Origin of the sequence: Yersinia mollaretii ATCC 43969 (genome assembly GCF_013282725.1) — a bacterium.
Classification (GTDB): domain Bacteria; phylum Pseudomonadota; class Gammaproteobacteria; order Enterobacterales; family Enterobacteriaceae; genus Yersinia; species Yersinia mollaretii.
Genome location: NZ_CP054043.1, coordinates 1,035,023 through 1,057,015 on the forward strand (window position 1 = coordinate 1,035,023; position 21,993 = coordinate 1,057,015).

Below are 21,993 nucleotides of genomic sequence, written 5' to 3' on the forward strand. Positions count from 1 at the left end.
GAACGAACCACCTGCTGATCCTGTCTGTCAGTTTCTATTTATTATTGATTGATCGGGTCCAACCAGCCCCACTTGTCTTCGGTTTCACCGGTGAACAGGCCGAAGAAGGCTTGCTGAATTTTGGCCGTAATCGGGCCACGTTTACCAATGCCGACCTGAATGCCATCAACACTGCGCACTGGCGTGATCTCTGCCGCAGTCCCAGACATAAACACTTCATCCGCCAGATAGAGCGACTCACGCGACAGCACTTGCTCACGCACTTCCAGCCCCATATCTTTCGCCAGTTTGATAATGGCGTCGCGGGTAATACCCGGCAGCGCGGAAGAGGTAAATGGCGGCGTGAACAGGATGCCATCTTTCACTTCAAACAGGTTCTCGCCGGCACCTTCAGACAGGAAGCCGTGGATATCCAGCGCAATCCCTTCCTGATAGCCATGGCGGCGTGCTTCACTGCCCACCAGCAAGGAAGAGAGATAGTTGCCCCCAGCTTTAGCCGCTGTTGGGATGGTGTTAGGAGCAACACGGTTCCATGAGGAGACCATCGCATCAATACCTTGCTCCAGCGCTTCTGGGCCAAGGTACGCACCCCAAGGGAAGGCCGCGATAATCACATCTGTCTTATAGCCATCTGGCGGGTTCACACCCATGCCAACATCACCGATAAACACTAATGGGCGGATATAGGCGCTGGTCAGCTTATTGGTCCGCAGTGTCTCGCGACAAGCTTCCATCAACTCATCAACCGACTGAGATACTGGCATACGGTAAATTTTGGCCGAGTCATGCAAACGCTGCATGTGTTCGCGGTGACGGAAGACCACTGGCCCTTTATGGGAGTCGTAGCAACGAACACCTTCGAAGACTGACGTGCCGTAGTGTAACGCGTGAGACATTACGTGAACTTTGGCCTCTGCCCACGGAACCATTTCACCGTTAAACCAAATAAAATCAGCTTTCTTCGTCATTCTTTTCTTTCCTTGTGGCGCATCAGGCGCGTATCTGTAATGAATTAGGTTGTAGGATCTCGACGCAGGCGACATCCATAAGCTTACTCAGCTGAGAAGACAGTAAATCGACAGGGCGTTGGCTGGCAACGGTCAATTCAATATTAATATTCTCAGCATTAATCATTGGTGACATATTCATAGCACAAACCTGAAAGCCACGGTGCCGCACCACCCGCAATACGCGCTCTAACATCTCAGGGCGGAAGCGGGCTTGAATAGAGAGTTGATGTTGTATCATGAGACTTTCTCCAGCATGGTTTCATTACCTGCACCTGGCGGCACTAACGGCCAAACGTTTTCGAGTTCGTCGATAGAAACATGAAGCAAATAAGGGCCTTCGCTGTTAAACAGCGCATCCAGTGCGGCATCGACTTGGTCTTTTCGAGTGATACGTTGGCCGGGGATATTGAAAGCACTGGCCAGAGTGATAAAGTCGGGGTTATCAGAAAGATTGGTTTCGCTATAACGGCCATCAAAAAAGAGCTGCTGCCACTGTCGAACCATGCCCAATCGCTGGTTATCCAACAGCACGATCTTCAGCGGTAACTGTTTTCGTTTTATCGTGCCCAGCTCCTGCACATTCATCATAAACGAGCCATCACCAGAGACACAGATAACCATGTCATCAGGGCGGGCCATTTGTGCCCCCACTGCGGCTGGCACGCCGAAACCCATGGTGCCCAAGCCGCTGGAGGTGATGAAATTCTCAGGGCGGGTAAAGCTCATATGTTGCGCCGTCCACATCTGATGCTGGCCCACATCTGTGGTCACCACGGTTTGCGGCGCTTTACGCTCAGAGATCTGCTTCAGTAACAACGGGGCATAAATCGCCTGCCCAGGGTGGTCGTAACGCCAGCTATACCGCTGTTTTAACGCCATAACCTCATCGCGCCACGGTTGGATATTCAGCGGCTGCTGTAAGGCGGGTAACAATACGTTCAAATTACCCTGCAAGGCCACGTGCACCTGACGTAATTTACCCAGTTCCGCCGGGTCGATATCCATATGGATAACTTTTGCTTTCGGGGCGAATGTATTCAGCTTGCCGGTTACGCGGTCATCAAAACGTGCGCCCACCGCGATCAATAAATCACAATCCTGTACCGCAAAGTTCGCCGCTTTGGTGCCATGCATCCCCAACATCCCCAGATAGCAAGGGTGCTCAGTATCCGGTGCGCCCAAGCCTTTCAGGGTCGCCACCGCAGGCATACCTGTGGCCTCAATAAAATCACGCAGCGCGGGAACCGCTTGCGCCATACCGACGCCACCGCCGACATACAGCATCGGTTTTTTCGCGGTCGCCAGCATATCCCAAGCTTGTTGCAACTCAGCGGCTGAATCAACCAAGTGCTCTTCAACCGGCATCAGGTGCGGGGTCAACTCTCCCACTGCCAACTGAATATCTTTCGGAATATCAATTAAAACCGGCCCGGGGCGGCCACTGGTGGCGATGGCAAAGGCTTCAGCCATAATACCCGGCAGCGCATCCAGTGATTCAACGAGGAAACTGTGTTTGGTGCAGGCCAGTGACAAGCCCAGTACGTCGATCTCCTGAAAAGCATCAGTGCCGATCAGCGCGGAACCCACTTGACCGGTGATCGCGATGACAGGAACAGAGTCCAGCAAGGCATCAGCCAAACCGGTGATCAGATTAGTGGCCCCCGGACCGGAAGTGGCGATACACACCCCGACTTTGCCGGTAGCACGTGCATAACCAATCGCGGCAATCGCTGCGCCCTGCTCATGGCGGCAGAGCAGATGCTCGACACCCCCATCATACAGTGCGTCGTACACTGGCATAATCGCCCCACCCGGGTAGCCGAATACCGTATCAACACCCTGTGCACGCAACGCTTGAACCACCCACTGAGCACCATTCATAGTTATTTCCCCGACCTTTTGCGGGAGGCACAGGATTTTATTCTGTTGTGCATTTTATGTTCCTCGCGTCTTTAACGGACCAATAAAAAAACCCCCGGACCTTTCGGTGCGGGGGTTCTCTTGAGATTAAGGCTTGATTTTTATGCCTTTCTTCGTCCAAGTGCAGCCCCGCACGGTGGGATAATAATCACCACCACGCTAATTAGGACTAGGTTAATCACTTGGACAATCGCTTTCATAATTAGGTTGTTCATCTGTCTAGTGTCGAACGAATACCTACAGAGTTATCACAGTTATTGGTTATCTGACAATATTTATTTAATTTATTATTTTGTGAGCCTACACACGAAACGCCACAAACATATTATTTATCAATCAGTAAAACCCTCATCGGCGAGCGGGTCTTTTTTTGCAGGCCGGGCCGCAATTTTTACTTTTAGTGCAGCCATTGCACCGAAACTTTTCGCGATATTTCGCAACTCCGCTCTTTTCCTGTGTACAGAAAAAAAACTTGAGGCACTCTCTGGCTGGCGGCAATGACAGCAAAGGAGTGCATTATGTCACTGGCAACAATTCACACTCGCGCCACTCTGGGTATCCAAGCCCCCAATGTCACGGTAGAAGTCCACATCAGTAATGGGCTACCCGGACTCGTCTTGGTTGGCTTACCAGAGACCACAGTAAAAGAGGCACGGGATAGGGTTCGGAGCGCATTAATCAACAGCGGTTTTAGTTTTCCCGCTAAACGGATCACCGTCAGTCTGGCTCCGGCAGACTTACCCAAAGAGGGCGGTCGTTATGATCTGCCGATTGCATTAGCGATACTGGCGGCGTCAGAACAGATTCCTGCGGATAAGTTAACGCAGTATGAGTTCTTGGGTGAACTCGCCCTGTCAGGGGCGCTAAGGCGGGTTAGCGGCGCAATTCCGGCCGCACTTGCCAGCCGGGCGGCCCAGCGGCAACTTATCCTCCCGACCGCCAACCATCTTGAGATAGGCTTGATCCCGCAAGGTAACAGTTGGGTCGCCGATCACTTATTAGCGGTGTGTGGCTTTTTGCAGGGTGAAAACAGCCTCGCTCAGGGCCAGCCCCTTGAGTCGGCCCCCTCTTGGGATAGCGACCTCGATCTGCAAGATATCATCGGCCAGTCACAGGCTAAACGCGCCTTGGAAATTGCCGCCGCGGGCGGCCATAACCTGTTGCTGCTCGGGCCACCGGGGACCGGCAAAACCATGCTAGCTAATCGGTTAACCGGATTACTGCCGCCGCTCACCGATCAAGAGGCACTGGAGGCCGCCGCCATCAACGGCCTGCTGCACAGTAACGAACTGCCTGCCCAGTGGCGCTGCCGCGCTTTTCGCGCACCGCATCACAGCGCATCCATGGCGGCACTGATTGGCGGCGGCTCCATCCCCCGCCCCGGTGAGATATCACTGGCCCACAACGGGGTGCTGTTTCTGGATGAACTGCCGGAGTTTGAGCGTCGGGTACTGGATTCTCTGCGCGAGCCGCTGGAGTCAGGCGAAATAATTATCTCCCGCGCAGCAGCCAAAGTGTGCTTCCCGGCAAAAGTGCAACTGATCGCCGCGATGAATCCTAGCCCCAGTGGCCATTATCAGGGTATTCATAACCGGACACCGCCACAGCAAATTCTGCGCTATTTAGCAAAACTGTCTGGCCCGTTTCTGGACCGATTTGATCTCTCGATAGAAGTGCCACTGCTCCCCGCAGGTATGCTCGGCACACAGAAAAATCAGGGGGAGCGCAGTGAAACCGTCAGGCGGCGGGTATTACAGGCGAGACAGAGGCAACTGGATAGAGCGGGAAAGATAAATACCCAACTGAGTAGCCAAGAAGTGGCCGAACATTGCTATTTAGCACCAGAGAACGCCGCCTTTCTGGAGCAAGTTCTGCTGACATTGGGGTTGTCGGTGCGCGCTTGGCACCATATTTTGAAAGTCGCCCGCACGATCGCGGATCTGGCTCAGGAAGAGAGCATCCAAAAAAGTCATCTTTCAGAAGCTTTAAGCTATCGTTGCATGGATCGATTGCTGTTACAGCTACATAAGAGCCTAATGTGAAATAGGGAGCAAAGCCCCCTATTATCAAGTGTCGCAGCTAACAACCTTGCGGCGTCAAGGCCGAAGGGAATACCCAAAGCCATTGGCGTCACAATTAGTCGTCGCTATCGGTATAATCTTCCACCGCATCCATCTGCGGCTTACCGCCGGACAGCGTATGGAAACGTTTAGGACGACGAGTTCGGGTCACATATTTTGACCAGACTTTCTCCTCGGCACTGACCGGTTCACGTTCGCCACGACAAACAGCCACAAACTGCTGCTCTTCTTCTGTTGCAGGCTCGCGCTTGCCAAGGTCGAGTTCGTTGAAAGCGTAGCCAAAGCGCTCTAGTAATTGCGCCTCTTTAATGGTGAAATCGCCGTGACGCGAGAACCCGCGAGGATAATGTTTATTATCAAAAAAACGATTGGTCGTGATGAAGCTATCCGCCATCTGACACGCTCCTAATTCTCTCATGGTCGTGCTGTTTATGGCGCGGAGTATTAGATAGGCTTGACATCGTGTAAAACAAAACATTTAAATCTTAACGATAAAAAAAATTGGAGATGGGTGTGGATACTGAATTACTGAAAACCTTTTTGGAAGTCAGTAGAACTCGCCACTTTGGTCGCGCGGCTGAATCTTTGTACTTAACGCAGTCGGCGGTGAGTTTTCGTATCCGTCAGTTGGAAAATCAATTAGGTGCAAATTTATTCACTCGTCACCGCAATAATATTCGTCTAACACCCGCAGGTGAGCGGCTGGTTCCCTATGCTGAAACATTGATGAGCACTTGGCAGTTGGCTAAAAAAGAGGTTGCCCACTCGCTGCAACATACTGAATTGTCTATTGGTGCAACCGCGTCCCTGTGGGAGGCTTACCTCACCCCATGGTTGCAACAATTATACAAACAACGAGGCTCATTGCGCCTTGAGGCACGTATTGCCCTGCGACAATCGCTGGTGAAACAGCTGCACGAACGGCAACTGGATTTGCTGATTACCACCGAGCCACCGAAGATGGACGAGTTAGCCAGCCAGTTGTTAGGGCATTTTTCGCTGCGGCTTTTCTCGGCAATGGCCCTTGATTCGTCGAAAGAAACTGACGTCGAGAATGAGCATGAAAATGCAAACGAAGTGCCCTACATCAAACTTGAGTGGGGGGCTGATTTTCATCTGCAAGAGAACCGACTGCTGGATAGCGAGCAGATGCCGGTATTAACCACCACCTCAGCCCATTTGACCCGGCAGCTATTGGAAACCACTGGGGGCTGCGCATTCCTGCCGGAACATTGGCAAAAAGAGTACCCTCAGTTGGTGATTAGCACTGATATACCCGCGATCGTGCGGCCACTGTATGCCGTTTGGTTGCAAAACAGTGACCAGCAACCCTTGATCCGACAACTGTTAAAAACCCCGATGAATAACGCCACCCAGAGCGCTATACCGGATTAAGAGGTGGTGACTGAGGGCGAGCCCGGCGATTCAAATAAAAGGCACTCATCATCTTCTGAATCGCAATAAAGCTAAACAGCAGAATTCCGATAACTATCTTGGTCCACCATGAGCTGAGCGTACCATCGAATGTGATGTAACTCTGTATCAGCCCCTGAATCAACACCCCAAACAGAGTCCCGAAGACAGTTCCGATACCGCCAGTGAGTAGTGTGCCGCCGATAACGACAGCCGCAATCGCATCTAACTCGACACCACTGGCCGCCAACGCATAACCCGCAGAGGTGTAGAGTGAGAAGACAATACCCGACAGCGCCGCGAGTGTGCTCGATAACATGTAGATTTTAATGGTGGTTTTTCTAACAGGAACGCCCATCAACGCAGCAGAAACACTGTTGCCTCCGATGGCATAGACGTTATGACCGAAACGGGTACGGTGGGCCAGCAGTACACCAAACACCACCACCATCAGCATGATGAAGGCAAGTAGCGTAAATCGCCCCCCGCCGGGGACTTTCCAGGCATAATTGGCTAGCGTGGCATAAATAGGGTGGTCGATGGGAATGGACTCTTCAGAGACGATAAAACTCATGCCCCGCACAAAGAACATCCCGGCCAGAGTGATGATGAACGCCGGGAGTTTCAGGGAATCAATAATCCATCCCATTAATGCACCAAACATCGCCCCCATAAATAAGACTATGGCAAAGGCGTAGACTGGATGAATCCCATAAGTGCCGATTAATTTCGCCAGCAGTACGCCCGTAAAAGCAATGACTGAGCCGACAGAGAGGTCGATCCCACCCGAGAGAATGACGAAAGTCATGCCCACGGCAACAATGCCTAGAAAGGCATTATCCGTCAGTAAATCACACCATACGCGAGTGGATGAAAAGCTAGGGAACTGGCTGAGACAAAAAGCATATCCCAGAATAAAAACGGCGATAGTAATCAGCAAAGGAATATTACGCTTTAACATTATTTTCGCCTCTGGAAGATATGGCTCAATGAGATCATCGGTGACTGCACCACCAAGACGGCTAAGACCACCACGGCTTTAAGCACCAGATTAAATTCCGGCTGATAACCTGAGAGTAAGATCCCAGTATTCATCCCTTGGATAATCAAAGCGCCGATCACTGAGAGCAGAAGATTAAAACGCCCCCCCATCAAGGATGCACCCCCAATCACCACCGCCAGAATCGCATCCAACTCCAGCCATAAACCGGCGTTGTTTGCATCCGCACCACGGATATCTGCGGTCACAATAATGCCCGCGACGGCGGCACAGATACCACAAATCACATAGACCGCAATCAGTACTAATCGCGTGCTCACCCCCGCATTGCGCGCTGAACGTAAGTTAATACCCACTGACTCAATAAATAACCCCAGTGCTGTTTTGCGGGTCAATAACCACACAATAATCAGCATACTCAATGCGATGACGATCGACATCGGCAAGTACATCAGCGTACTGCTGCCTAACTCCGCCAGCCCCCCACTATCAAAGGTAACAATTTGCCCTTCCGTAATAAGCTGGGCAATGCCTCGCCCAGCCACCATTAACATCAACGTGGCAACAATGGGCTGGATTTGTAATACCGCGACCAAGAAGCCGTTCCATAATCCGCATAACGCACCCACCGCGAGCGCAGCGGCTAATACCGTCGGTAAAGGGTGCCCGGCACTGGTTAATGTCGCCGCTGTTGCTCCGGCGATGGCCATCACCGCCCCGACCGACAGATCAATGCCGCCAGTGGCAATCACTAAGGTCATTCCCAGAGCCAATAATGCGACAGGCGCACCTCGGTTTAAAATATCAATGACACTGCCAAACAGTCGTCCATCCTGAATATGAATCGAGAAAAAGTGTGGGGCGACCAAACTATCAATGAATAAAATGACCGCCAGAGCCCCAAATTGAGTGGCCCCTTTCGGTAAGACCCAGTTAACTTTGCGCGGTCGCTGCGGCATTGATAGGCTCCTATTGACCATGAGGTAACTCCTTATTACTCCGCAATCGCCTGCATAATGGCAGGAACGGAAATCTCACCGTGCTCAAGTTGTGCAATATGCCGACGATCACGCAGCACAATGACGCGATCGGCATAGCCAGCCAACTCTTCTAATTCGGATGAGATAATTAACAGTGCCAAACCTTCGTCGCACAGTTTCTCAATCAATCGAATAATCTCAGCATGCGCCCCCACGTCAATTCCGCGCGTTGGCTCATCCAAAATTAAAAATCGTGGTTTTGTGGCCAGCCAGCGGGCGAGTAGCACCTTTTGCTGGTTTCCACCGGAGAGATACTGAATTTGCTGTTCGGGGCCGGGGGTACGAATACCCAGTTGCTGAATAAACGCTTCCGCGATTTGAGTTTGTTCGCGCATCGGGAGGGGGCGGAGCCAGCCGCGTTGTGCTTGTAAGGCCAGAATAATATTTTCGCGCACCGTTGCCGCACCGACGATACCATCCGTTTTGCGATCTTCGGGGCAATAGCCAAAACCGAGTTTTGATGCTTTACGGGGGGTTCTGATTTTGACGGGCTTACCCTGAATTTTGGCTTCGCCGGTATCCGGGGTGGTGACACCAAAAATTAACTGTGCGGTTTCGGTGCGCCCTGAGCCTAGCAGTCCCGCCAGTCCGACAATTTCACCGGGAGAAACCGATAAATCAAAACTCTCGACAACACCCCGCCGACCATAGTTTTTAAACTCAACCAGTGGGTGACTTGCCGCAATATTATGTTCACCGCGCTTCAGTAATTGCTCATCAAAACTGTGGCCCAACATCATCTGTACCAACTCAATGCGGGGGAGTTCTGCGGTGGTTTTTGTGCCGACGAGTTTGCCATTACGAAAAACAGTAATGCGATCACTGATCCGATAGACCTGATCGAGGAAGTGAGTCACAAATACCATGCCGATACCTTGGTCTCGTAACTGGCGTAAAATATCCAGTAGCATACTGACTTCTTTGGCATCCAGACTGGCGGTCGGCTCATCCAAAATCAGCACTTTTGCTGAGAGATCGACGGCTCGGGCAATCGCGACAATTTGTTGTATCGCAATAGAAAAGTTTGCTAAGGGATGCTGCACATCTAATACTAAGCCATAACCCGTCAGTAGTTTTTCCGCTTGCTGGTTCATCGTCCGGTGATCAATCATTCCCCAGCGTAATGGCTCACGACCAATAAAGAGATTTGCTGCAACCGATATGTTAGGCAGTAAATTCACCTCTTGATAAACAGTACCGATACCCATTTTTTGAGCATCAGCTGTATCAATCGGACAAATAGCCTTGCCGTCCAAATAAACTTCACCGGCGCTGCGTTTATAGACCCCGGTTAATGCTTTGATTAATGTCGATTTCCCTGCGCCATTCTCTCCCAGCAAAGCGACGACCTCACCGCGATGCAGAGAAAAATCCACAGAATCCAATGCCTTAACACCCGGAAATTCAACTGACAAGCCACGGACTTCTAGCAGTGTTTCCATCAGATGTACCTATGCTCAAAAACGACTCAGATATTGCCCAAATACAGGTGACGAAAGTAGGCGGAGCAAGCCCCGCCTTTTGAATCAATAACCTAGGCTTTTCTTGGACTCATATTCCTGTTTAGCCGTATCTGGCTGTAACAGGCGGGATTCTGTCTGGATAAATTTAGGTGGTTGAGTGCCGTCTTTTTTCAGCGCAATTAAGGCGTCGAAAGCCGGGCCAGCCATATTGGGGGTTAACTCAACGGTAGCGTTTGCTTCACCACTACTCATTGCTTTGAATATGTCAGGAACGCCGTCGATAGAGACGATTTTAATTTCTGTGCCGGGTTTCAGACCCGCTTCTTTAATGGCTTGAATGGCACCAATCGCCATGTCATCGTTATGTGCATAAACGGCGCAGATATTCTTGCCATTTTGTTCAGCCTTAATGAAGCTCTCCATAACTTCTTTACCTTTACTACGCGTGAAATCCCCTGATTGAGAACGGATAATTTTCACGTTAGGTGCCGAAGCTATTCCATCAGCGAAGCCTTTTTTGCGGTTAATTGCCACACTGGAACCGACGGTGCCTTGCAGCTCAACGACGTTACACGGTTTTCCTGCCACATCTTTCAGGAGCCATTCCCCCGCAACCTTGCCTTCATAAACACTATCTGAAGCCACCGCTGCGGTGTATAGAGAAGGGTCATTCACTTCAATCATACGATCGAGCAGGAATACCGGAATTTTAGCTTCTTTCGCTTCCTGTAAAACTGGCGTCCAACCCGTTGCAACCACTGGCGCGATAAAAATGGCATCAACACCCTGAGCGATAAACGATCTCACTGCTTTTATTTGGTTTTCTTGTTTTTGTTGAGCATCCGCTATTTTTAAGGTTATCCCGCGCTTTTCCGCTTCTTGTTTAGAAACCTTTGTTTCCGCAGAGCGCCAACCGGATTCTGAACCAATTTGAGAGAAACCCACGACTAACGGAGCCGCCTGAACTGCACTACACATTGCTGCTGTTACAGCTGCTGCTAACAGTAAACGCCTGTACATATTTATCTCCTCACTTGCCATCGTCGGGCCGTTGATTCACTACCATTCTCAGGAACAGTTAAGATCATCATTCAGGTTATTCACTGCCCTGAAGTTCGGCCAATTTGCAGATAATGTCGTTCGAAAAACAGATGATGTTTTTTAAGGTGAGCTTCCTGATAGCTAAAATGTTAATTAGTTTTAGTACATTTTGTAAAAGTAATAATGAGCAACGTCACACCACAGAATAACAATCATTTTGTACATAAATTCAGCTAAATAGGTATGCATTGGGAACGTTACCTTTTGCAATTTCGTGAGGGCTAAAAAAGAAATGGGGTCAATAAGAGGAATATTTGTACAGAAGATATTGGTTGGATTAACAGAGTAACGGAGGAGATTAGACAAAAAGAGAAGAATGGATGCTATTGCAGTGACGGGGAAATAAGTAAAAACACTGAGAAGGTATGACCAGCGATGAAACAACCGTTTTTGTGTCTATGCCGAAATTGATGTCATTAACTGGTGTCAAAGAGTCTAATTAAGCATCAAAAACAGGTGTAATTTTGGACGAAGAAACTGAAGATTCATGTTTCTAGCCGTTAATTTGGAACAGGCGATGGTGAAATACTGCATATTGACTCTGATTTTTTAACATAAAAAAACCCCTCGCTTTCGCGAAGGGTTATTTATATGGCAGGGGCGGAGAGACTCGAACTCGCGACACCCGGTTTTGGAGACCGGTGCTCTACCAACTGAGCTACGCCCCTAAATTACGCTTAACATTATGCCTGCTAAGATAAGCAGGCATAATTTAAATAAGTGGCGGAACGGACGGGGCTCGAACCCGCGACCCCCTGCGTGACAGGCAGGTATTCTAACCAACTGAACTACCGCTCCACCGATTCTTTTACGTGTATCTTCCCGATACTTACCCCTAAGGGCCAGCGCTCCGCGCTGTGCAAAACCGCCTTTGGCGATTTTTCAGTTATCAGATGTCACTCTGATAACTCGTGTTTGATGCCTGGCAGTGTCCTACTCTCGCATGGGGAGACCCCACACTACCATCGGCGCTACGGCGTTTCACTTCTGAGTTCGGCATGGGATCAGGTGGGACCACCGCGCTAAGGCCGCCAGGCAAATTCTGTTTCAATTAACTCGCTCACGATAAACTCTCGTCAGCCAGCCAATCCAATCTCGGAACATTCGCTGAAAATCTACTCTCAAATCACCAAAACACCTTTGGTGTTGTAAGGTTAAGCCTCACGGATCATTAGTACTGGTTAGCTCAATGCATCGCTGCACTTACACACCCAGCCTATCAACGTCATAGTCTTTAACGTTCCTTCAGGGGGCTTAAAGCCCCAGGGAAGACTCATCTCGAGGCAAGTTTCCCGCTTAGATGCTTTCAGCGGTTATCTCTTCCGAATTTAGCTACCGGGCAATGCCATTGGCATGACAACCCGAACACCAGTGATTCGTCCACTCCGGTCCTCTCGTACTAGGAGCAGCCCCTCTCAATCTTCCAACGCCCACGGCAGATAGGGACCGAACTGTCTCACGACGTTCTAAACCCAGCTCGCGTACCACTTTAAATGGCGAACAGCCATACCCTTGGGACCTACTTCAGCCCCAGGATGTGATGAGCCGACATCGAGGTGCCAAACACCGCCGTCGATATGAACTCTTGGGCGGTATCAGCCTGTTATCCCCGGAGTACCTTTTATCCGTTGAGCGATGGCCCTTCCATTCAGAACCACCGGATCACTAAGACCTACTTTCGTACCTGCTCGAGCCGTCACTCTCGCAGTCAAGCTAGCTTATGCCTTTGCACTAACCTCACGATGTCCGACCGTGATTAGCTAACCTTCGTGCTCCTCCGTTACTCTTTGGGAGGAGACCGCCCCAGTCAAACTACCCACCAGACACTGTCCTCACCCCAGATTATGGGGCCGAGTTAGAACATCAAACATTAAAGGGTGGTATTTCAAGGTTGGCTCCATGCAGACTGGCGTCCACACTTCGATGCCTCCCACCTATCCTACACATCAAGGCTCAATGTTCAGTGTCAAGCTATAGTAAAGGTTCACGGGGTCTTTCCGTCTTGCCGCGGGTACACTGCATCTTCACAGCGAGTTCAATTTCACTGAGTCTCGGGTGGAGACAGCCTGGCCATCATTACGCCATTCGTGCAGGTCGGAACTTACCCGACAAGGAATTTCGCTACCTTAGGACCGTTATAGTTACGGCCGCCGTTTACTGGGGCTTCGATCAAGAGCTTCGCCTTGCGGCTGACCCCATCAATTAACCTTCCAGCACCGGGCAGGCGTCACACCGTATACGTCCACTTTCGTGTTTGCACAGTGCTGTGTTTTTATTAAACAGTTGCAGCCAGCTGGTATCTGCGACTGGCTTCGGCGCCGAGAGCAAGTCTCTTTACCTAATGCCAGCGTGCCTTCTCCCGAAGTTACGGCACCATTTTGCCTAGTTCCTTCACCCGAGTTCTCTCAAGCGCCTGAGTATTCTCTACCTGACCACCTGTGTCGGTTTGGGGTACGATTCAATGTTACCTGATGCTTAGAGGCTTTTCCTGGAAGCTTGGCATCAACTACTTCTGCACCGTAGTGCATCGTCATCACACCTCAGCGTTGATAAGCAACCGGATTTACCAAGTCGCTCCGCCTACATGCTTAAACCGGGACAACCGTCGCCCGGCTAGCCTAGCCTTCTCCGTCCCCCCTTCGCAGTAACACCAAGTACAGGAATATTAACCTGTTTCCCATCGACTACGCTTTTCAGCCTCGCCTTAGGGGTCGACTCACCCTGCCCCGATTAACGTTGGACAGGAACCCTTGGTCTTCCGGCGTGCGGGTTTTTCACCCGCATTATCGTTACTTATGTCAGCATTCGCACTTCTGATACCTCCAGCAGCCCTCACAGGCCACCTTCAACGGCTTACAGAACGCTCCCCTACCCAACAACGCCTAAGCGTCGCTGCCGCAGCTTCGGTGCATGGTTTAGCCCCGTTACATCTTCCGCGCAGGCCGACTCGACCAGTGAGCTATTACGCTTTCTTTAAATGATGGCTGCTTCTAAGCCAACATCCTGGCTGTCTATGCCTTCCCACATCGTTTCCCACTTAACCATGACTTTGGGACCTTAGCTGGCGGTCTGGGTTGTTTCCCTCTTCACGACGGACGTTAGCACCCGCCGTGTGTCTCCCGTGATAACATTCTTCGGTATTCGGAGTTTGCATCGGTTTGGTAAGTCGGGATGACCCCCTAGCCGAAACAGTGCTCTACCCCCGAAGATGAGTTCACGAGGCGCTACCTAAATAGCTTTCGGGGAGAACCAGCTATCTCCCGGTTTGATTGGCCTTTCACCCCCAGCCACAAGTCATCCGCTAATTTTTCAACATTAGTCGGTTCGGTCCTCCAGTTAGTGTTACCCAACCTTCAACCTGCCCATGGCTAGATCACCGGGTTTCGGGTCTATACCTTGCAACTAGACGCCCAGTTAAGACTCGGTTTCCCTACGGCTCCCCTATTCGGTTAACCTTGCTACAAAATATAAGTCGCTGACCCATTATACAAAAGGTACGCAGTCACACCACGAAGGTGCTCCCACTGCTTGTACGTACACGGTTTCAGGTTCTATTTCACTCCCCTCGCCGGGGTTCTTTTCGCCTTTCCCTCACGGTACTGGTTCACTATCGGTCAGTCAGGAGTATTTAGCCTTGGAGGATGGTCCCCCCATATTCAGACAGGATGTCACGTGTCCCGCCCTACTCATCGAGTTCACAGAAGGTGTATTTTTGTGTACGGGACTATCACCCTGTACCGTGCGACTTTCCAGACGCTTCCACTAACACACAAACTGATTCAGACTCTGGGCTCTTCCCCGTTCGCTCGCCGCTACTGGGGGAATCTCGGTTGATTTCTTTTCCTCGGGGTACTTAGATGTTTCAGTTCCCCCGGTTCGCCTTGCATGGCTATGTATTCACCATGCAATAGTGCAACGAATTGCACTGGGTTTCCCCATTCGGGTATCGTCGGTTGTAACGGTTCATATCACCTTACCGACGCTTATCGCAGATTAGCACGCCCTTCATCGCCTCTGACTGCCTAGGCATCCACCGTGTACGCTTAGTCGCTTAACCTCACAACCCGAAGGTGTTTCTGTGCTCAAAGTGGTTGCGCGTTCACAAATGCGGTGTTGTTCCGTGCGCGCAATCCTCATGAACGTTAAGTTCACTCCGGTTGCTGTGCGCGGTACGCCTTGCCTTTGCGTCGCTCACTCACTTTTTGACATCGAAAACCTGTCGCATTGCGATTATTTGAGAGACTCTAATACAGGTTACTTCTTATCTCAGTACTGCTACGGAGAGATAAGTTTCAGCTGTATTGTTTCAATTTTCAGCTTGTTCCAGATTGTTAAAGAGCAATATTTCACAACCCACTGTGTCTTGCGACCGCAGTACGTTTTGAAATAGTTTTTTATATGGTGGAGCTAAGCGGGATCGAACCGCTGACCTCCTGCGTGCAAGGCAGGCGCTCTCCCAGCTGAGCTATAGCCCCATATAAAAAGCAAATCACCTTATTGCTGCAACTCAACAGGGAATGGTGAGTTGGTGGGTCTGAGTGGACTTGAACCACCGACCTCACCCTTATCAGGGGTGCGCTCTAACCACCTGAGCTACAGACCCAACAAGGTACTAAAGCCCGACTAATTTCTCAGTCCGGCCTTATTTGCTCGTTACTTTCTATCAGACAATCTGTGTGGACACTGCGCAATGCGTATCGTTAGGTAAGGAGGTGATCCAACCGCAGGTTCCCCTACGGTTACCTTGTTACGACTTCACCCCAGTCATGAATCACAAAGTGGTAAGCGCCCTCCCGAAGGTTAAGCTACCTACTTCTTTTGCAACCCACTCCCATGGTGTGACGGGCGGTGTGTACAAGGCCCGGGAACGTATTCACCGTAGCATTCTGATCTACGATTACTAGCGATTCCGACTTCATGGAGTCGAGTTGCAGACTCCAATCCGGACTACGACAGACTTTATGTGGTCCGCTGGCTCTCGCGAGTTCGCTTCACTTTGTATCTGCCATTGTAGCACGTGTGTAGCCCTACTCGTAAGGGCCATGATGACTTGACGTCATCCCCACCTTCCTCCGGTTTGTCACCGGCAGTCTCCCTTGAGTTCCCACCATTACGTGCTGGCAACAAAGGATAAGGGTTGCGCTCGTTGCGGGACTTAACCCAACATTTCACAACACGAGCTGACGACAGCCATGCAGCACCTGTCTCACAGTTCCCGAAGGCACCGAAGCATCTCTGCTAAGTTCTGTGGATGTCAAGAGTAGGTAAGGTTCTTCGCGTTGCATCGAATTAAACCACATGCTCCACCGCTTGTGCGGGCCCCCGTCAATTCATTTGAGTTTTAACCTTGCGGCCGTACTCCCCAGGCGGTCGACTTAACGCGTTAGCTCCGGAAGCCACGCCTCAAGGGCACAACCTCCAAGTCGACATCGTTTACAGCGTGGACTACCAGGGTATCTAATCCTGTTTGCTCCCCACGCTTTCGCACCTGAGCGTCAGTCTTTGTCCAGGGGGCCGCCTTCGCCACCGGTATTCCTCCAGATCTCTACGCATTTCACCGCTACACCTGGAATTCTACCCCCCTCTACAAGACTCTAGCTTGCCAGTTTCAAATGCAGTTCCCACGTTAAGCGCGGGGATTTCACATCTGACTTAACAAACCGCCTGCGTGCGCTTTACGCCCAGTAATTCCGATTAACGCTTGCACCCTCCGTATTACCGCGGCTGCTGGCACGGAGTTAGCCGGTGCTTCTTCTGCGAGTAACGTCAATCAATCGTGCTATTAACACGACTGCCTTCCTCCTCGCTGAAAGTGCTTTACAACCCGAAGGCCTTCTTCACACACGCGGCATGGCTGCATCAGGCTTGCGCCCATTGTGCAATATTCCCCACTGCTGCCTCCCGTAGGAGTCTGGACCGTGTCTCAGTTCCAGTGTGGCTGGTCATCCTCTCAGACCAGCTAGGGATCGTCGCCTAGGTGAGCCATTACCTCACCTACTAGCTAATCCCATCTGGGCACATCCGATGGCGTGAGGCCCGAAGGTCCCCCACTTTGCTCTTGCGAGGTCATGCGGTATTAGCTACCGTTTCCAGTAGTTATCCCCCTCCATCAGGCAGTTTCCCAGACATTACTCACCCGTCCGCCGCTCGCCGGCAAAGTAGCAAGCTACTTTCCGCTGCCGCTCGACTTGCATGTGTTAGGCCTGCCGCCAGCGTTCAATCTGAGCCATGATCAAACTCTTCAATTTAAGATTTGTTTGATTTGCTACTAATGAAAGTAGCGATGCTCAAAGATTACTTTCTGCAAATATGCATTCGAACCGAAGTTCAAATGTGTACTGCTTTGGTCACTCTTCAAGACTTTGATATTGCTTCTGCCTGCCGAAACAGGCTTCGATATCGTCTTGCGAGTGCCCACACAGATTGTCTGATAAATTGTTAAAGAGCGTTCGTTACCCGTTTGCCTTGCGGCGAATCTTACGGTAACGCGGGAGGCAGATAATACGCTTTCCCGCTGAAGAGTCAAGGTTTTATTTGGTTTCTTTCGAACTCAAACGTCTTCTTTTCTCTTCCTGACCCGGCGAAGTGTGTTTCGTTGTTCCCGGTCAGTGGAGGCGCATTATAGGGAGTTCCTGACAGGCTGCAACCCCTAATTTGAAAAAACTTTTCAACCGCTGTTTCTTTAGTCAAAACGCCGTTAAATTGGCAGTTTTTGCAGCGTTGGGAAGCCATAACCCTGTAAAACGGGCAATAAAGCGTCAGTGTCCACGTTCAGCGCCATGCAATACGCCATGTTTTCATCTTGAGAAGAAACCACATTTTCCTGAGAAGAGATCAGCCAAGCGGTGCGGCGAGCAATTGCGGCTCCGGAATCGACCATGCGGGTGCCTTCCGGCAAGACTTGCGCTAACTCTTCTGTTAATAGAGGGAAATGAGTGCAACCCAATACGATGGTGTCGGGTGGTTCACGCATTGCCAACCATGGATGAAGGATTTTCTTTAATGCTTCGACTGGAACGACGCCACCGTGCAACTTGGTTTCTGCCAGTTCCACCAGCTCAGATGAACCCAATAGCTCAATTTTGCAATCTGTGGCAAAGCGCGCAATGAGGTCCAGAGTATAAGAGGCATGAACGGTACCGCGAGTCGCCAGTAAGCCAACAACCCCATTGCGGGTGAGCCGCACCGCAGGTTTGATAGCCGGAACCACGCCAACGACCGGGAAGGCGAAGCGCTCACGTAAGGCAGGAAGAGAGACAGTGCTGGCGGTGTTACATGCAATGACCACAATCGCCAGTGGGTGGCGTTGTTGTACGGCGGTGACAATATCCAAGACACGTTCAACGATGAATTCGCCGGACTTCTCTCCATAAGGGAAGGCAACGTTGTCGAAAGCATAGATATAGTGGAGATCCGGCAGTAACTGCCGAATCTCTTGATAGACAGACAGCCCGCCAACACCTGAGTCGAAAATCAGCGCTGTCGGGCGAGGAGCCGTATTAGCCTTAGAAGTTATAGCTTCCTGTGAGGTAATACTCTCGTCCAGCGGTTTTATAGCCATAAGCCGTTTCGTAATCTTTATCAAACAGGTTAGCAATTCTACCACGAACTGTTAGATGAGAAGTAACGGGATAAGCAATCGACGTGTCTACTGTGCTGTAACTCGGCAATTCACGCTGAGTAACACTATATAGAGAGGTGTTATTGTCGTAGCGCTTGCCGTAATACTGGTAAGAGATATCTATATCAAAATTGAACATTGTCCAGTCCAACTGATACTTGGCTTGATGTTTAGAGCGGCGGGCTAAGACTTCGTTATTGAGATCATTGCGCGGGTCAATATATTGCAATGTGACCTGATGGGTGAAGATGCCCGTATCGAGGTTGCCGGTCCACTCCAGACCTTTAATTGTTGCGGAGTTAACATTGTAATACTGCCCAATGCCGGTCATTGGGTCAGAGTCGTAGTCGATTAGGTTTTCAATTTTGTTGTGATAAGCAGACAAACGCCAGTCAAGCGGCCCGGTCACCCCTTCTAACCCAGCTTCCCATTGGCGAGACTCCTCTGGCTTAAGGTTGCTGTTTGACTCAATCGGAGGACTGAAGCGCTGTGCGCCATACTGTTGACCTAATGACGGTGCCAGGAAACCTGTGCCGTAAGATAAGGTTACGCGATAGTCAGGGACGAATTCCCAGCCCGCCGCCGTTTGCCATGTCTCATGCCAACCAAATTGCTCATCTTTGTCTGCACGGCCAGAGGCTTCTAGCGTCACAGAATCAAATTTCTGCTGCCCGCTGAGATATAAGCCGGTGTTATCCCGCTTATACGAGTCAGAAATCGTGGTGTTGGATGAGGTCAAACGTTGCTGCTGCCAGTCAATCCCTGCGCTCAGGGTCGCACTTTCGAAGCTATAGGTGTTGCCCCATTGCAGATTACGCTGTTCCATATCATCCAGCGTGGTCGCCACCCCATAGCGGCCATATTGGCTGCTGTAGTTATAATCTTTATATTTCTGGTAGCTAGCAATTAATTGGGAGGAGTAAGCGCCCGCTGCATAGCGCAGGCCGGTATCATAAGTGTGGTTGTATAACCGCTCTTTATCACCACTGTATTCAGGGAGGTAAGGTGTGCTGCCGACATCGTAATCCGTGCTGTTGGTATATCCGTAACCTCGCACAAATCCGGAGAAGGCTTGGTTGAACTGATGATCCAGCCCTGCCCAGAAATTTTTATTGCGGAAGCCGTCGCGGTCACTGTCTACCGAGTAATTTGATCCCGGTTTGATATTAAAGCCGTTCGTGGTTTGATACCCCCCGGCGACCGTCGCCAATGTATCGCCAAAGCGCTGACGGACACTGCCATCATATTGCTGATAGCCTTTGGAACCGACACCCGCATTAATCTGTGCCCCCTCTTTATCTGATTGCGTAATCACGTTAATGACGCCGCCAATCGCACCGGACCCATACACCGCAGAGCGCGGCCCACGAATATATTCAACGCGTTGTACCAAGGAGATCGGTATTTGATTGAAGTCAACGCTGTTGACGATACCCGTACGCGCAAGGGGAATCCCATCAACCAACACCAGTACATGCCGGGCTTCGGTGCCACGGATATAGAGAGAAGAGCCTTGTCCTAAACCACCAAATTGCGAGATATCCACGCCCGGTAATCGGCGCATCACTTCATTGAGGCTTTTGGCCTGCCAGCGATCGATATCATCCCGAGTCACGACGTCAGTGGGGGCTAACACAGTGGAAACGGGCTGTTTAAAACGGCTGGCCGTCACCACCATTTCGTCATTATTACCGGTGGTGGAGTTGCCCTGCGCCCAGCCAGAAAATGCCGTCACAGAGAGTGCCGTGAGCAGCGTGTATTTTTTTATTGTGATTGTATTTTTAGTGATCATTAGGAAAGCATCCAAACTCAAATAGCGGATGCCGCAGTGCCATGGTCGGTAGTACGCGACGACCACGAATATTGCGACGTAATACCGGCAGGTCTTCGGGCTTGGGATCTCTGAGAACAGAGCGGGCGATGACTTCCCATCCTTGCGGACAGTGTCTGGTTGAAACCTATCGCCGTAACTTCCCCTTACCGCTGCGCGTCAGCTCCGGATTTACACCGGATTCCCTTTTAACTCTTAGGTGTTTAAGTACAGCTTGAGGCCGGACCGCAATGTTACGATTAAGTAAAATGGATGTCTAGACTTCCATTACTGTAACAAGGGATAATGACGACAAAACTGGACATCAGAACCACTTTCCCTACAATCCGCAGGAATAACCCTCTTTTATTATGCCCAGACGAGAAGAAACATGACTCCCAACATCCTGCCGACTGACGGCTATGAAAACCAATTGGCGGAGAAATCTGCCCGTCTTCAGGCCATGATGTTGCCGTTTCAGGCCCCCGCGCCGGAAATATTCCGCTCTCCGGCTGAGCACTACCGGATGCGCGCGGAGTTCCGTGTTTGGCACGATGAGGACGATCTGTATCACATCATGTTTGACCAACAGACCAAGCAGCGTATTCGGGTCGAGCAATTCCCGGTAGCCAGTCTGTTAATCAATCGCCTAATGAGCGCCCTGATGACCGCCATCCGGGCCGAGCCAATCTTGCGCCGTAAGCTGTTCCAGATTGATTATTTATCGACGCTGAGCGGTAAACTGATCGCCTCTTTGCTGTATCACCGCCCATTAGATGAAGAGTGGCAGCAGAAGGCGCGGGAATTACGTGATCAGTTGCGCGAGCAAGGTTTTGATCTGCAATTGATTGGGCGGGCATCGAAAACCAAAATCATGCTGGATCACGACTACATTGATGAAGTGTTGCCGGTCGCCGGTCGCGAGATGATTTATCGTCAGGTTGAGAATAGCTTCACCCAACCGAATGCGGCGGTGAATATTCATATGTTGGAGTGGGCGATTGATGTCACCCAACAGGCGAGTGGGGATTTACTGGAGCTGTATTGCGGTAATGGTAACTTCTCATTGGCACTGGCGCGTAATTTTGATCGCGTGCTGGCAACGGAAATCGCCAAACCGTCAGTAGCGGCGGCGCAATACAATATTGCCGCGAATAATATCGATAACGTGCAGATCATTCGGATGTCGGCGGAAGAGTTCACTCAGGCCATGCAGGGTGCTCGTGAGTTTAATCGCCTGAAGGGCATTGATTTGAGCAGCTATAACTGTGAGACGATTTTTGTCGATCCGCCGCGCAGTGGGCTGGATGACGAAACCGTCAAGCTGGTGCAGGCTTATCCGCGCATCCTTTATATCTCTTGCAACCCAGAGACGCTGTGCGCCAATCTGGAACAGTTGCAGCACACTCATAAAATCAGCCGATTAGCACTCTTCGATCAGTTCCCGTACACCCATCATATGGAGTGTGGAGTGTGGCTGGAAAAGCGGGAGTGACGGCTCGCTTGAATTACAGATAACGACTTGAATTGCAGA

The 21,993-nt window shown here is 50.8% G+C and carries 14 protein-coding genes, 4 tRNA genes, 3 rRNA genes and 1 riboswitch; of the genes, 3 read left to right on the forward strand and 18 right to left on the reverse strand.

Features of this window, described 5'->3' with window-relative positions:
- Positions 1-41: 41 nt before the first annotated feature.
- From HRD69_RS04540 to ilvL, 4 genes are all read right to left on the reverse strand, one after another.
- Positions 42-968 carry a branched-chain amino acid transaminase gene (locus HRD69_RS04540; protein WP_004877653.1) on the reverse strand — a complete coding sequence of 309 codons (927 nt, stop codon included), beginning with the start codon at positions 966-968 and terminating at the stop codon, positions 42-44.
- 22 nt (positions 969-990) lie between these two features.
- Complete coding sequence (gene ilvM / locus HRD69_RS04545) at positions 991-1,248, reverse strand: acetolactate synthase 2 small subunit (protein ID WP_032815498.1); 258 nt, start codon at positions 1,246-1,248, stop codon at positions 991-993.
- Positions 1,245-2,891 (reverse strand): acetolactate synthase 2 catalytic subunit, encoded by a 1,647-nt coding sequence (gene ilvG / locus HRD69_RS04550; RefSeq protein ID WP_004877649.1) that lies wholly within the window; start codon positions 2,889-2,891, stop codon positions 1,245-1,247. The genes ilvM and ilvG overlap by 4 nt, the downstream gene beginning before the upstream one ends.
- A 140-nt stretch (positions 2,892-3,031) precedes the next feature.
- Positions 3,032-3,130: an ilv operon leader peptide gene (gene ilvL, locus HRD69_RS04555; protein WP_071822504.1), complete on the reverse strand. Its 99-nt coding sequence runs from the start codon at positions 3,128-3,130 to the stop codon at positions 3,032-3,034.
- Between the two features lie 318 nt (positions 3,131-3,448).
- Between ilvL and HRD69_RS04560 the strand changes: the two genes are divergently transcribed.
- A complete protein-coding gene (locus HRD69_RS04560) occupies positions 3,449-4,972 on the forward strand; it encodes a YifB family Mg chelatase-like AAA ATPase (protein WP_172984603.1) in 1,524 nt (507 codons plus the stop codon).
- Between the two features lie 94 nt (positions 4,973-5,066).
- On the opposite strand, the gene HRD69_RS04565 is transcribed toward HRD69_RS04560, so the two are convergent.
- Positions 5,067-5,405, reverse strand: coding sequence for a MaoP family protein (locus HRD69_RS04565; RefSeq protein WP_004877645.1), 339 nt, complete (start codon positions 5,403-5,405; stop codon positions 5,067-5,069).
- A 119-nt stretch (positions 5,406-5,524) separates the two neighbouring features.
- On the opposite strand from HRD69_RS04565, the gene hdfR reads away from it, so the two are divergent.
- On the forward strand, positions 5,525-6,406 hold the full coding sequence (hdfR, locus tag HRD69_RS04570; RefSeq protein ID WP_032815501.1) for an HTH-type transcriptional regulator HdfR: 882 nt from the start codon (positions 5,525-5,527) through the stop codon (positions 6,404-6,406).
- Here hdfR and yjfF read toward each other — a convergent pair.
- From yjfF to btuB, 13 genes are all read right to left on the reverse strand, one after another.
- A complete protein-coding gene (gene yjfF, locus HRD69_RS04575) occupies positions 6,393-7,385 on the reverse strand; it encodes a galactofuranose ABC transporter, permease protein YjfF (RefSeq protein ID WP_048618796.1) in 993 nt (330 codons plus the stop codon). The genes hdfR and yjfF overlap by 14 nt on opposite strands.
- Positions 7,385-8,383 carry a galactofuranose ABC transporter, ATP-binding protein YtfT gene (ytfT, locus tag HRD69_RS04580; RefSeq protein WP_004877643.1) on the reverse strand — a complete coding sequence of 333 codons (999 nt, stop codon included), beginning with the start codon at positions 8,381-8,383 and terminating at the stop codon, positions 7,385-7,387. Before ytfT ends, yjfF begins: the two co-directional genes overlap by 1 nt.
- A 35-nt stretch (positions 8,384-8,418) precedes the next feature.
- On the reverse strand, positions 8,419-9,906 hold the full coding sequence (gene ytfR, locus HRD69_RS04585) for a galactofuranose ABC transporter, ATP-binding protein YtfR (protein WP_004877641.1): 1,488 nt from the start codon (positions 9,904-9,906) through the stop codon (positions 8,419-8,421).
- 84 nt (positions 9,907-9,990) lie between these two features.
- Positions 9,991-10,947 carry a galactofuranose ABC transporter, galactofuranose-binding protein YtfQ gene (gene ytfQ / locus HRD69_RS04590; RefSeq protein WP_019213113.1) on the reverse strand — a complete coding sequence of 319 codons (957 nt, stop codon included), beginning with the start codon at positions 10,945-10,947 and terminating at the stop codon, positions 9,991-9,993.
- A gap of 673 nt (positions 10,948-11,620) precedes the next feature.
- A tRNA-Trp gene (locus HRD69_RS04595) sits at positions 11,621-11,696 on the reverse strand.
- A gap of 53 nt (positions 11,697-11,749) precedes the next feature.
- Positions 11,750-11,826 (reverse strand) — tRNA-Asp (locus HRD69_RS04600).
- Positions 11,827-11,948: 122 nt separating this feature from the next.
- Positions 11,949-12,064: ribosomal RNA gene (gene rrf / locus HRD69_RS04605) — 5S ribosomal RNA — on the reverse strand.
- A gap of 114 nt (positions 12,065-12,178) precedes the next feature.
- A 23S ribosomal RNA gene (locus HRD69_RS04610) occupies positions 12,179-15,085 on the reverse strand.
- A 342-nt stretch (positions 15,086-15,427) separates the two neighbouring features.
- Positions 15,428-15,503 (reverse strand) — tRNA-Ala (locus HRD69_RS04615).
- A 51-nt stretch (positions 15,504-15,554) separates the two neighbouring features.
- Positions 15,555-15,631 (reverse strand) — tRNA-Ile (locus HRD69_RS04620).
- A gap of 102 nt (positions 15,632-15,733) precedes the next feature.
- Positions 15,734-17,276 (reverse strand): 16S ribosomal RNA (locus HRD69_RS04625).
- The 16S, 23S and 5S rRNA genes sit together here with 4 tRNA genes alongside, the layout of an rRNA operon.
- A 449-nt stretch (positions 17,277-17,725) precedes the next feature.
- Entirely contained in the window at positions 17,726-18,589 is an 864-nt protein-coding gene (murI, locus tag HRD69_RS04630; protein ID WP_032815652.1) for a glutamate racemase, read from the reverse strand.
- Entirely contained in the window at positions 18,534-20,441 is a 1,908-nt protein-coding gene (gene btuB, locus HRD69_RS04635; protein ID WP_004878229.1) for a TonB-dependent vitamin B12 receptor BtuB, read from the reverse strand. Before btuB ends, murI begins: the two co-directional genes overlap by 56 nt.
- A gap of 69 nt (positions 20,442-20,510) precedes the next feature.
- Positions 20,511-20,720: riboswitch (cobalamin riboswitch) on the reverse strand.
- Between the two features lie 130 nt (positions 20,721-20,850).
- Between btuB and trmA the strand changes: the two genes are divergently transcribed.
- A complete protein-coding gene (gene trmA / locus HRD69_RS04640) occupies positions 20,851-21,954 on the forward strand; it encodes a tRNA (uridine(54)-C5)-methyltransferase TrmA (RefSeq protein ID WP_004878231.1) in 1,104 nt (367 codons plus the stop codon).
- Positions 21,955-21,993 lie beyond the last annotated feature (39 nt).

What these genes read in the sequence shown, in the direction of transcription:
- HRD69_RS04540 (WP_004877653.1), bottom strand. Translation starts at nt 968, where the DNA reads ATGACGAAGAAAGCTGATTTTATTTGGTTTAACGGTGAAATGGTTCCG.
- ilvM (WP_032815498.1), bottom strand. Translation starts at nt 1,248, where the DNA reads ATGATACAACATCAACTCTCTATTCAAGCCCGCTTCCGCCCTGAGATG.
- ilvG (WP_004877649.1), bottom strand. Translation starts at nt 2,891, where the DNA reads ATGAATGGTGCTCAGTGGGTGGTTCAAGCGTTGCGTGCACAGGGTGTT.
- ilvL (WP_071822504.1), bottom strand. Translation starts at nt 3,130, where the DNA reads ATGAAAGCGATTGTCCAAGTGATTAACCTAGTCCTAATTAGCGTGGTG.
- HRD69_RS04560 (WP_172984603.1), top strand. Translation starts at nt 3,449, where the DNA reads ATGTCACTGGCAACAATTCACACTCGCGCCACTCTGGGTATCCAAGCC.
- HRD69_RS04565 (WP_004877645.1), bottom strand. Translation starts at nt 5,405, where the DNA reads ATGGCGGATAGCTTCATCACGACCAATCGTTTTTTTGATAATAAACAT.
- yjfF (WP_048618796.1), bottom strand. Translation starts at nt 7,385, where the DNA reads ATGTTAAAGCGTAATATTCCTTTGCTGATTACTATCGCCGTTTTTATT.
- ytfT (WP_004877643.1), bottom strand. Translation starts at nt 8,383, where the DNA reads ATGCCGCAGCGACCGCGCAAAGTTAACTGGGTCTTACCGAAAGGGGCC.
- ytfR (WP_004877641.1), bottom strand. Translation starts at nt 9,906, where the DNA reads ATGGAAACACTGCTAGAAGTCCGTGGCTTGTCAGTTGAATTTCCGGGT.
- ytfQ (WP_019213113.1), bottom strand. Translation starts at nt 10,947, where the DNA reads ATGTACAGGCGTTTACTGTTAGCAGCAGCTGTAACAGCAGCAATGTGT.
- murI (WP_032815652.1), bottom strand. Translation starts at nt 18,589, where the DNA reads ATGGCTATAAAACCGCTGGACGAGAGTATTACCTCACAGGAAGCTATA.
- btuB (WP_004878229.1), bottom strand. Translation starts at nt 20,441, where the DNA reads ATGATCACTAAAAATACAATCACAATAAAAAAATACACGCTGCTCACG.
- trmA (WP_004878231.1), top strand. Translation starts at nt 20,851, where the DNA reads ATGACTCCCAACATCCTGCCGACTGACGGCTATGAAAACCAATTGGCG.